Below are 10,827 nucleotides of genomic sequence, written 5' to 3'. Positions count from 1 at the left end.
GGCCTCGGTCGCCACATCGCCCATCTTCACGCCTTCGGTCTCGCCAAAACAAATCGTCGGGATCCCCACGATATCGCGATAGGCGCGCAGCTCCCTGCCCTCCCAAGGCGCGATCGTGGTAATGGCCAGCGCGATCGCGGCCGCCACACCAGCCACGCCCGCCGCATGGCGCTTGCGTATGGCCCCGCTCTCATCGTTCACAACATCCTCGGACCAGATGCCGGATTGCTGGACCAGCCGTGCGACCATGGCGGCCACCGAGATTATGCCGGCCAAAGCCGCGAATGCCCCACGCGGGATGCCAAGCGTATCGGCATCGAGAAGCGAGACCACGACCTCGAGGCCGGAGAGCACTGCCGTCAGCAGGATCAGGCGGATCGACCAGGCGCGCAGCAGCACCTCGCGCCAGTCGGGCAAGAGTTTGAACATTCCATTTCTCCATGAAAAAGCCCCGCTCGATGGCGGGGCGTGTTAGTTCCAAAACTTGGATCGTGTCGCCCAGAGGAAGGCCCGATCGCCAATCCGCCCGTGACAGGCGTGGCGCACATCGGAATAGCTGTCGTCAAGCTGGTCTTTGGTCAGCCCGACCACCAGAGCTTCGAACTCCATGCGTCCAGCGGGTCGGATCTGCGGCTTGTCATCGAACCGCGCCGCCACGCGAACCGCGCGACCGTCCCTCTCCCCAAGCCACCACTCGGGCGCAAGGAAATCACAGTCCGACCGGTATTTCACCGCCCAGCCCTTGATCCGCACCCCTTCCGGCGTCTCGGTGACTTCCGTGATATGCAGGGGACCGGAGACAGGCCAGAAGGTGCTTTCGACCCATGGCGGCACCGTCACCAGAAACAGATAACCGAGAACCAGCCGGAGCCATATCTGGCGCTCTCGCGCGAGCTGCCGCCACATTGCGTTAATCATTACTTTTTACCCGTGAACTTGTGACTTTGTGCGTCGATCATCGCGATCACGACCTTGGCGACTGACATGCCGCCAACGCCCGCCAGAAACCCCGCTGTGGTAGCGTCTCCGGCATCCGGCCACATCCCGACGCCTGCGAGCCACTTGGCAATCACAGGCCCCAAATAGCGGGCAAAGATCGCGCCCGTGATGACTGCCGTCACCCCATCAAACAGAATGCGCAGGAAGCTGACGGGGCTCTTGCCCTTGATTTCCATGATCCAGCGCACCGCGCCGCCGACGCCGCCCGAGACATAGATCTGTCCCGCCGCGCCCGTGCCCCATGTGATGATCAGGGACAGATACAGCGCGATGCTGTCCCATAAGCTGGGGTCTTTTTCAGGCATCTTGCCCGCCTTCCTGCGCTATGCGCCTCATGCTCATAAAAAATCCCGCCTCGGGGGCGGGTTAAACGGCATCTTCTGGCTTAGCCGGTAGAAAATTACCCGCCGAGAACCGACAGGTAGTCAATCACCGTCCCGATATCATCGTCAGACAGATTGTCAGCAAACAGAAGCACCTGACCGTAGTAACCGAAGCGACCAATCAAACCGCCATCGTAATTCACGCCCCACTGCAATGCGGTGTGCGCGGTCCATCCGACGAAACTCGCGTCCGACAGTGTCTGCGTGTAACCGTCGCCGACGGTTAGGGTCATCGTGCCAGCTTCAGGATCAAGCCGCAGCGTAATCACGGTGTCAGTGTCTCCGTCCAGCGCGGGGCCTGAATAATCCTCTGCCGCTGACGAAACGCTTTTCCCCGCCATAATAATCGCAGACCCATCCCAATAGAGACCAATGTTTGCGCCGGTATTGGTCGAGTTTGCGCAAAAACCGAGCGCGTCATTTACGACACAGGCCATTGTAAGGCCCTTGGAATAGTCATGACCTTCTGTAGATGCTGAGTAGCGTAGAATCGTGTTCATCGACAGCATGGGGATGGCCGGGGTTCCTCCCGCCAATGTGGTCACGGTGATATCCGTCGGGCTGATTTGAGACAGATTTACCCGCTCAGCATCATTCATACGGTCGTAGAGTGCACGAGGGCTACTATCGGGAACATAGCCATTAACCGCGTCGAACCACGGCCAGTAAATAGGGTTAAGGTTCGCCACATCAATCTCTGCCAGATCAATGTCTGTCAGTGTGATCAGTCCGGTTACGCCGGATACAGCGGGATATTTATTAAGAGTTCTCACCATTTTCTAAGTCCTTATCCTATTTTCTTCGTCGCCACGGCCTCAAGCCGCTCGACAGCAGCCGTGGAAATGTCAGAGCCGATGGCCGCGAAGTAAAAACTTCCCGCGATCCATGCCGAATTGTAGCGAGACCCCATAATCCGCATCACATTCGATACAGCTGCATCTGTCGTGTATGTCGTGGACAGCACCTCGACGCCATCGACACGGCATTTCAGGGTATCATTGTCAGCATCCGCAATAACGGTGAAAACATGTGGTCCGGCACTGATTGGTGAGTCACCGGTGATCGTGGTAATGCCATCGCCCGACAGGGACAGCAGGGCAGATGAGGAATCGCCCATCGTCAGCGCCCATCCGGTGCCATTCAGTGTCATCAGAGCCGCCTGCTCCGCAGTCCATGAAGTCGGATCGACAGCAATCACCGCAACATGCGATGCAGGAAGTGTGACTGCCGCCTCCATGGAATCGTCCACACCATCGAATGTCAGCGACCGGATGCCCTCTGCGGCCGCGAAGACCGGACGCTTGGTCTCAGACGACTGCGTAAGATGGTCCTCCGAGCCGCCAAGATCGGACACGCGACCGACCTCTGCGTCAACCGCGCCCGCATGGTAGCGGCCAGCCGCATAGTCCCACAGTGTAGTCAGATCCGACACATCCCAACGCGCCACCTCGGTCTCTCCAAAGGCATCGATCTCTACGACTTGGCCGACCGCCCAATTCCAAAGAGCGGAATCGTCATAGTCTGAGGTATCACGCTCATCACTGTCGCGCAGCTGGCCGCCAGAGACGGAGGCGATGGCGTAGAGAATCTCTGCGCCCGCATCTGGCTCTTCAGAAAGTTCGATGGTGACGGTATTGCCTGTTGCTGTTACCCCAGTGATCGTCGCATCGCCACCATTCCGAATAAGGAAGCCACCGTTGCCATCACCGGATTTCCCGTTCTCTGCGTCAAGCACCAACGACCCTACTGGCCCAGGCGTTTCATCCGAATACTCTGACGGCGTGTTGTTATAGGTCAGCGTTATCGTGGTTCCCGACAGCGTAGCGCTGATGATCATGAGCGGCTGCCACTTGCGACCTTTAAGCCAATGATATTGCGCGCGCTCTTCTCTTTCCGCGATTTTCACATAGCCTTCAGCTCGCATATGGACGCCATCATAATATGGTTCAACATACCGTGGAGCGTATAGGCAGAAATATGGATCAGTGATGTGCTTCACCAGTTGCGCGTGTGCCACCCCTTCGTTTGATGAGGCAGGTAAAGTGCCCAGCACCCTGGAAAACTGCACAACGAACATCGGTGCCATATAGGCCGCATCGTTCAAGGTCTCCGAGGCCATTGACTTGACGAAGTCACGCCATGCCGTCAGTTCCGGTAGATACTGATCGGCGTAATATCCAAAGCCAGAGCCATTACCGCCAGATGCAGGATTTTCGCCATGGTTGATATGCATCGACCCAACAACAACCTTCCAGCCATTACGCTCAGCAAAAGACTTCCATGCGCGCATAGCGGCAAGATGTGCCAGCTCGCGCGGGGTTCCCGGTCCATTCTGGGACCACATGGAGGCGCCGACACCGGCAACATAGACCCCAAGGCGAAAATCATCCTCGCCATTGACAGCGAGCCGATCCATCAATCGGTTCATGCAATGGACGCCGCCGGTCTCTCCTGCTACATTTCCGTCCCATTTTTCAAAGGCCGGGGCTAACCCTGTGTATTCGACAGGCAGCACATCGTAAGTTCGGATATTATCGCCTGAGCCATCCAGCATGAGGCACAAATCGCCATGCTCAGGAGCCGAACTGAAAACTGTAGCTTCAGTAAATCCGCCATTCCCGTCCGATACATAGGTTACAAACCCACGCGACCCGAGTGAGCCGGATTGGCCGACACGAATGCTCAGACGCAGAATCGGGCGCTCTTTCTTCCCAGATCCTGTGTCAGTGTCATCAAATAGTGAGCTGTACGATTGCCCATCATCGTCGATGTAGCTAACGACCTCCCCCCCGACCAAGATACCCGAGGCGATGCCATGGCGGTTACGGGGCAGAAATACCTGCTCGGTCGCAGGCTGCAGAAGCATGCTGGCAAGACCGTTCGGGATCAGAAGATCAAGTACATCGCCGACAGGATAGAGCTGTAAATCCTTACCGTTATCCATGCGGCCCGCGACTACCTGATCACCAATGACCACGCCATATTCCAGCCCGTGCCGGTTGCGAGGTAGCTTGCACGGAGGATCAGCCTTAGCGTCGGCGATTTCTTCCACCACATCGAGCGCTGATTGCAGCCCATCAATCGTGGCAATCTCCTGCGTTCCCGTGTGGTTCGCGCGGTCCTTAGCCTCTGTGATTTTTTCTAAAACCTCCTGCAGCGCCTCCTCATCGCCCATCGTTTGCAGGATGGCGACAAGCGCATCGCGGAACGGAGCAAGCTGGATCTGATATCGACCGCTTGTGGGGTCCCCCACCGGTAGCGGCGCACCCGCAGGTTCGTTGGGCAGCCCGTCTCCGGTGTAGCGCTGAAAATCGCGCAACGCTGCATTGATGTCGTCAAGAATTGCCATAGGGCCTCCAAATAAAAAGGCCCCGCGCGAGGCGAGGCCGAGGCAGGTCATGACCTGTCAGATTTAGCTGATGGTGATGGTTTGCGGCCCCGCCGGATCGGACGGGACAGCAGATCCGTTGATCGTGACGGCGAAATAGGACCACGTCCCAATGCCGGGCTCGTCGGTAAAGTCACTGACCTGACCGGCCACGCCCGCGACATTGGCCACGAAGACAGCCGAAGCGAAATCACTCGAAGCGCCACGCCAGATCTGCGTCCGGTAGAAATCATCGGAGGCGTTGCGCCAATCTAGTGCTACCGCACTCCCCGTCGCGAGTGCCGAGAATTCGGATGGCGGATCAGGCTCATCCGGATTTGCACTGACCTGCACCGATCCCGCGATTACCCAGTCGCTCCGGCCTTCCCAGCGAATGCGGACCGTATAGGTTTGCCCATCCTCCAGAACTCCGGAGACTGCGCTGATTTGGCCTGCGCTCATGTCTACCCAAGTGGCATCAGCCTCCGGATCTTCCCAGTAGCCGACAGCGATCTGCGCTTGGAACGTGAGGCTATCCTTGCCCGGATCATCTACCGAGACATTGAGCTTCACAGCTTGCGTATCACCACTCACCCGCACACGCGCTTGAGTAAGGACCGGGTTTTGTGGCGCAGGCTGCGTATGGCTCGGGGTGCCGATGGCGGCATAGGTCAGCGGCAGCGCCCGCTCATCCGTAGCAGGGTCCCACGCATAAGCACTGGCATCGAGCGTTTCGACACCGATGGAGCAGGTTGCGCTCACGAGATCGAACGAATGCGACGTGACCTTAAATGTGCGATCAATTCCGAGATCCGGCGCGTTGATGCGGATCGTATGCGCCCCATCCCCTTTCGGAAACCGCGCCTTGAGCCCGACAAGGTTTGTCGTGATCGTTCCCTTCCAGTCGCACCGATCCTGCGCCATCTTGATTCTCATGAGGCGCTGGAGCTGTGTGCCAGAAGGGCAAGCTTCAAGATCGAGCCGATCCGCCCGCTGCTCTTCTGTTACAAGCGCATCCTCATCGCGCAGCTCGGCAACGTCGATGCTCTGATAGGCATGTGCCGGGCTAACAAACGATCCCTGCAAAACGTTATAGGCAGTCATGGGATCGATGCCGTCTTGCATCTGGATCGCGAGAATATCCTCTGCCGTGATCGTCACATCCGGCTCGGACCAGACCCCGCCGCAAATGCCGAGCTTGCCCTCAGGCGTCATATACGGCTGGCCATCGCAAACTGCGAGGAAGCGCGCAGACACATTCTTCAACGGCTCTTCCAGCGTGTAATAGCCGCAGAGCGAATAGCGAGGCTCTTCCCCGCCATTGGCGAGCGCTATGGAGAAGGCACAGATTGCCGAGAATGTCCCGAAGCTATCATCATCCAATCTGGACGCAGGCAGCGCCCAACCGTCCACATGCGTGAAGAAGTCCCGCAGGATCAGCCCGGGGTTTTCCGAATAGACCATCGCGCCGGTCAGATCCGCAACTTGGCTCGCGCGCACTTCCATCTGCACAACGGTCTGGGCACCCTTAGGAAATACCTTCGGGAAGTCCTTATCCGAGGGGTCACCAAACTTGGTGAGGAATGTGGCTTGCCCTTCCAACGCATGATCTGCTGTCCAGAGAGCCGAGAAATTATTGAAGATGCTCGAATAATCGCCACCAGCACCGGACCCGTCACGCCATTCAAAGGTCTGGTATCTGCGCAGATAAAGGTGATTATCCTCGGCAGCGGCCAGCGAGTGCGGCGTGCCGTCCCACCAGACATTCACCGCGGCATCGATAGGCCCATGATGTGCCACAACAATTTGATAGAGCGTATCATCATGCGACTCATAGAAAGCCTTCACACCGCCCAAAAGATTGCGGCCATAGGCGCGGATACGCGGCTGATCGGTCTGCTGGATTGTCGCCTGCACGGTCTGGCGCGAGGTATTCGACCGCATCAGGAGCGACGAGGCCAGAGACCATGTGACCGCCTGCCCCACGGCGATCACTGCCGCACCCACGGTCGTGGCTGCATAAGCCGCCCCCCAAGAGGTGGCTGCAATAATCGAGAAGATTGCCATTTAACGAACCCATGCCAATTCGGCCCGCCTATAGCCGAGCCTTGAAAGATCCGGCCCATCAGGAGCCGTAGAAAGCTGGATGGTCTGGGCGCCCTGCTCAAGCGCCCAAGCCTCGAAGGCTCGCAGGAGCCGCAACCCGCTGCCGTCACTAGCCCACCAACCGACCTCTTTCGCGATCGGCGCCGGGCTGATCACCGTGGGCTGCATCAGGCCTGCGATAAACCCGCCATCGGTGACGAAGACACATCCGGCAGGATCTCGGATCAGCCCAGAGACAGTGCGGATCGTCCAGTTACGATCGACCGCGACCGGCCCCGAGACCGCCTCGCGCAGAGCCTCGATCATATCCACGATACGCGGCACATCGCGGGCATCAGCCACCCTCACCCGCGCCATTTGGTCTCATAGCCGTTGGCATAGAGCGGCAGGCGCTCGAAGCCTTTATCGCCCGAGTGCCGTGCCTTCTGGTCGGCATCTGTCCACCGCCCGCGTGGCGGCGCGTTGCGGCGCGCGAACAGCCCCTCGCATTCCAGCGTGAGGGTCCAGTTCGTCGTGCCCTCCAGCGCCCATGGCATGCGCTCCATGGTCCCTGCAAACAGCGCAAAGGAGGCCATCGGAGACGGTGCGCCTTCGGCAAACAGGCCGAGCGAGACCGTCACATCCCGCCCGCGCACCCGCGCCCGAGCCTCAAGCGCGTTGGCCACCATCTCAGGCGTGGCGGTCATTGAGAACGTCACCTGATTGGCGTTGAGCGAGTAGTTGCTTTCCAGCCCTGCGATGCTGATCAGATCGCCCGTGCCCTGCCAGACATACCCGTCATGCTCCATGTCGCCCCAGCCGGTCCACCAGCGGCGCGGCGCGTCGAGGAAGTCCATATGCACCAAAATAGCATGCTGGACCCGCCCCTCGCGCAGATCTGCGTCAGGGATAGCAAGAAGATCTGCGCGGCTCATACGGCCTCCTTGAAATTGACAGTTACGGTTTTGAGCCGCGACAGATCATCGTCCATCACCCCCTCCGCTTCGGAGGCGAAGCGCATCCGGCAAACCGGCCGCGCCAGCTCAACCTCCGCGCCGGCCAATACGGCCTCGCGCAATGGCGGCTGGATCATCAGGCTCTGTGTGCCCAAGGCCTCAGACCATGCTGCCTGAACGCGATATGACCGCTCGCCAATGCCAAGCACTTGCCCGGGCCTGACGCCTGTCGTGCCGGTAAGGCTAATGCTCAGGCGGGTAGACCTCAGGGCAGCATCCACTGAGACCGTTGCACGGGAGACTGGCGCTGCATCGAAGCCCCAGTGCTCAAACGCCTGCGAGTTTGAAAAACCCGCCGGTTCCTCATAACGCAGACGATTGCCGTTGATATCAAGCGGCCTGAATTTGCTGAAGGCCGGAAGAAGCACTGTGCCGATCTTACCTTCCATCATCGCAAGAAAGCCCTGCCACTCAAGAACAGCAGCCTCATCCCAGAAAATCAGAGTTGCCTGAGCAAGCCAGCGGCCCCGCATGGTCGGGACAATGGTTTCGGCGCCGCTAATGGATTGGGTTGGATCGAGGGATTGCCCCTCGATCCAGAACTTGGCGGATTGCCATCTTACGTTCTTTGGCCATGTCGCCCGCATCAGTACCCCACCCGTGCCTCGTAGTTTTTCATGATCCCGGGCACATCACTGCGCAGTTGCCGGATAGAGTTCTTGACCATATCGACGTCGCTTTGCGTCACGTTTCCACCAAGATGGAACACCGGCGAGAACGAAGTTGACGAATTCGGGGCCGCGTTTGCCGCCAAGCGCATCGACACGTCATGCGGGATGATCCGAGTGCCACTCGGCAGATCCACGATCTCGCCACCGATCTCGTTGATCGCGGTCAGACCGCCCCGCCACCCTCCGGTGCCCGTGGCATTCGAACCGATCCCGAATGCGCTAAGAACACCGCCAAGAACACCAGTTCCTCCGGTCTTGTTGAACAGGTTCTGAAACGCATTGTTCACAACCATCTCGCCAAGCTTTGCGATGATCGTCCCGAGCATATCCTTGAAGGAAGACGCCCCTGTCAGGAATGAGGAAAAGGCAGACTGGATACTGGACTGCCATTCGGACGTCGCATCTTTCAGCCTCTTCATCCCGTCGAGCTGGGTGGTGTAATCGATGATCTGTTGACCATCCTTGGAGTCTGCAGAAACACCGGCTTCCTTCAGGTTGTCATAGATCGATCCATTCAGCTCACTGCCGAATATCGTGGCCTTCATCTTGGCCAGTTCATCCTTCAGCTTCGTGGTCACCTTCTGCAGCGCCGTGACCTTTTCCTTGGCCTTATCGGCGCCGGCCGCCACGCCATCGCCCGCCAAGATGCCGGAGTTGCCGAGATCGCCAAACTCGCTCTCGCTATCCGAAACCGTCTTCTTCAGCTTCGAAAGGCTGTCGAGTGGAGCCGTGAAGGCATCGGCCGCAGCCTTGGCCGCGTCTTGGGAGGCTACCTTCGAAGCATAAGCGGCGTTGGCCATATCGGAGACCGCCCCCAGCAGGCCGTTGCCGGTGCGGGAGAAATTTACGCCTTCAAGGTTGGTATTGAAGACGCTGTTGATGCCATCGGCAATCTTCCAAGTGAAGTCCTGGAACGAAGACAGCATGTCATAGAGCCCGTTATAGAACTTCTCCTTCATGCCTGCGACCATCGCCCCGACCGAATTGGTCACATAATCCGTGCCGTCGCCGATCCGCTCCCAGACCTCGAGCGCCAGATCCTTCAGCACCCCGAGCGCCCCGCCGAAGCTACCGGTCGCGCTGACCAGCCGCGTGAACTGGTAGACAAGTTCACCAGCAGCCACCACGAGCGCCCCGACACCCGTCGAGATAAGCGAGCCTTTCAGCAGAACCGTCGCCACCCGAGCCGCGATTGCCGCCGCGCGCCATGCGACCAGAGCGGTCACGGCAACACCCGCATAAGCGATGAAACGCGGCAGTGCCTCGACCATCGTGCGGATGGCATTGCCAAGGGGCTGCCCCTCCTCTGCCGCCGAGCTGAAGGCCTTGGCCAGCCCTTCGAGACCTGGCACCAGCTCTTGCGCCACCATGTTGCGGATGCCCACGAAGACGAGATTGACCTCGGAGACCGCCTGTTTCGCGCGCCGGAAGGCCGCGATTGTGTCTTTGTCCATAATGGCGCCGAGGGCTGTGGCCTTGCGGCCCATCTCATCGAGCCCCGCGCCACCGTCACGCAGCAACGGAACAAGGCCAGTCGCCTCATCCGCCATCGACTCCATGTAATAGGTCATCTGCTGCTGGTTCACGCCGGCCTTTTCCAGCGACCGGACATAGAGCTGCAGCGCCTCGGGCCCCGAGAGCTTCTGGAAGTCTTTGATCGTCACGCCGACCTTGGGGGCGATGTTTTTGAAGAAGTCCGACATCTCGCCGCCACCGGTCGAGGCGAACTCCCCGATACGGTCAGTGGTATCCTTGAGGATATCGGAGAGCTTGTCCTGTTCCACCCCGACCGACCGCGCCGCGATCGCCATCTTCTGGAAGGCCTCGGGCGTGGTGTTAGCAAGCGTCGAAAGGCGCTGGATCTCTGCCGCCGCTTCCATTGCCTCGGAAGACATCAGCGTCAGAGATCCGACCCCCGCCGCGCCCATCGCCGCCCCGATCAGGCCAGCATAGCCGCGCATCTGCGTGGCAAAGGCAGAGATCTCGGCCCGCGCCCCTTGGAGGCCTGTCGTGAACCCGCGACGGTCCATGCCGAGGACGGCACGCATCCGCCCGACTACTGCTTCAGCCATTCGCTCCACCTTTTCTTGGGCAAGTGTTTTGCTGTCGTGTTGGCATGCGCGCGCATCTCGGCGCGCAGCATGGCCGCGCTCTCGGCACTTGGAGCGGGTTTCGGGAACAGCTTTTCGAGTGGTGGCAGCTTAGCCGCGCGCGAGAGCGCGGCGGTTACCCATGCCACCTCGATCGAGGCACGGTGACGCGCCTCGACCCCTTTCATGATCGTCAGGTAGAGGCGCGGGGTCAGA

The 10,827-nt window shown here is 59.4% G+C and carries 11 protein-coding genes; all 11 read right to left on the bottom strand.

Translation table 11 applies throughout. From position 1 onward, the window contains the following. Nucleotides 1–429 (bottom strand): DUF7940 domain-containing protein (locus VSX56_RS12925; protein ID WP_434096031.1); only part of this gene is annotated, 429 nt, incomplete at its 3' end. A 42-nt stretch (nt 430–471) separates the two neighbouring features. Continuing rightward, on the bottom strand, nt 472–918 hold the full coding sequence (locus VSX56_RS12920) for a hypothetical protein (protein WP_350937650.1): 447 nt from the start codon (nt 916–918) through the stop codon (nt 472–474). Then, a complete protein-coding gene (locus VSX56_RS12915; RefSeq protein WP_350937648.1) occupies nt 918–1,304 on the bottom strand; it encodes a hypothetical protein in 387 nt (128 codons plus the stop codon). Before VSX56_RS12915 ends, VSX56_RS12920 begins: the two co-directional genes overlap by 1 nt. Nucleotides 1,305–1,399: 95 nt before the next feature. Beyond that, nucleotides 1,400–2,158 (bottom strand): hypothetical protein, encoded by a 759-nt coding sequence (locus tag VSX56_RS12910; RefSeq protein WP_350937646.1) that lies wholly within the window; start codon nt 2,156–2,158, stop codon nt 1,400–1,402. 11 nt (nt 2,159–2,169) lie between these two features. Then, nucleotides 2,170–4,731 carry a hypothetical protein gene (locus tag VSX56_RS12905; RefSeq protein ID WP_350937644.1) on the bottom strand — a complete coding sequence of 854 codons (2,562 nt, stop codon included), beginning with the start codon at nt 4,729–4,731 and terminating at the stop codon, nt 2,170–2,172. A 63-nt stretch (nt 4,732–4,794) separates the two neighbouring features. After that, nucleotides 4,795–6,816 carry a phage tail protein gene (locus VSX56_RS12900; RefSeq protein ID WP_350937642.1) on the bottom strand — a complete coding sequence of 674 codons (2,022 nt, stop codon included), beginning with the start codon at nt 6,814–6,816 and terminating at the stop codon, nt 4,795–4,797. Continuing rightward, the gene (locus tag VSX56_RS12895) at nt 6,817–7,212 is read right to left on the bottom strand and encodes a GNAT family N-acetyltransferase (RefSeq protein WP_350937640.1); all 396 of its coding nucleotides are present in this window, start codon (nt 7,210–7,212) and stop codon (nt 6,817–6,819) included. It lies immediately after the preceding gene. Further along, entirely contained in the window at nt 7,200–7,769 is a 570-nt protein-coding gene (locus VSX56_RS12890; protein WP_350937637.1) for a hypothetical protein, read from the bottom strand. The genes VSX56_RS12895 and VSX56_RS12890 overlap by 13 nt, the downstream gene beginning before the upstream one ends. Beyond that, on the bottom strand, nt 7,766–8,437 hold the full coding sequence (locus tag VSX56_RS12885; RefSeq protein WP_350937635.1) for a hypothetical protein: 672 nt from the start codon (nt 8,435–8,437) through the stop codon (nt 7,766–7,768). Before VSX56_RS12885 ends, VSX56_RS12890 begins: the two co-directional genes overlap by 4 nt. After that, entirely contained in the window at nt 8,437–10,593 is a 2,157-nt protein-coding gene (locus VSX56_RS12880) for a phage tail tape measure protein (protein ID WP_350937633.1), read from the bottom strand. The genes VSX56_RS12885 and VSX56_RS12880 overlap by 1 nt, the downstream gene beginning before the upstream one ends. Next, nucleotides 10,578–10,799, bottom strand: coding sequence for a hypothetical protein (locus VSX56_RS12875; protein WP_350937631.1), 222 nt, complete (start codon nt 10,797–10,799; stop codon nt 10,578–10,580). Before VSX56_RS12875 ends, VSX56_RS12880 begins: the two co-directional genes overlap by 16 nt. Nucleotides 10,800–10,827 lie beyond the last annotated feature (28 nt).

It is taken from the genome of Thioclava kandeliae (assembly GCF_040297545.1).
Taxonomy (GTDB): Bacteria; Pseudomonadota; Alphaproteobacteria; order Rhodobacterales; family Rhodobacteraceae; genus Thioclava; species Thioclava kandeliae.
This window is presented reverse-complemented; position numbering and strand designations above follow the sequence as displayed.

Excerpts from the sequence above, each read along its gene's own strand:
- VSX56_RS12880 (WP_350937633.1), bottom strand. The coding sequence starts at position 10,593 with ATGGCTGAAGCAGTAGTCGGGCGGATGCGTGCCGTCCTCGGCATGGAC.
- VSX56_RS12890 (WP_350937637.1), bottom strand. The coding sequence starts at position 7,769 with ATGAGCCGCGCAGATCTTCTTGCTATCCCTGACGCAGATCTGCGCGAG.
- VSX56_RS12885 (WP_350937635.1), bottom strand. The coding sequence starts at position 8,437 with ATGCGGGCGACATGGCCAAAGAACGTAAGATGGCAATCCGCCAAGTTC.
- VSX56_RS12915 (WP_350937648.1), bottom strand. The coding sequence starts at position 1,304 with ATGCCTGAAAAAGACCCCAGCTTATGGGACAGCATCGCGCTGTATCTG.
- VSX56_RS12920 (WP_350937650.1), bottom strand. The coding sequence starts at position 918 with ATGATTAACGCAATGTGGCGGCAGCTCGCGCGAGAGCGCCAGATATGG.
- VSX56_RS12900 (WP_350937642.1), bottom strand. The coding sequence starts at position 6,816 with ATGGCAATCTTCTCGATTATTGCAGCCACCTCTTGGGGGGCGGCTTAT.
- VSX56_RS12875 (WP_350937631.1), bottom strand. The coding sequence starts at position 10,799 with ATGAAAGGGGTCGAGGCGCGTCACCGTGCCTCGATCGAGGTGGCATGG.
- VSX56_RS12910 (WP_350937646.1), bottom strand. The coding sequence starts at position 2,158 with ATGGTGAGAACTCTTAATAAATATCCCGCTGTATCCGGCGTAACCGGA.
- VSX56_RS12905 (WP_350937644.1), bottom strand. The coding sequence starts at position 4,731 with ATGGCAATTCTTGACGACATCAATGCAGCGTTGCGCGATTTTCAGCGC.
- VSX56_RS12895 (WP_350937640.1), bottom strand. The coding sequence starts at position 7,212 with ATGGCGCGGGTGAGGGTGGCTGATGCCCGCGATGTGCCGCGTATCGTG.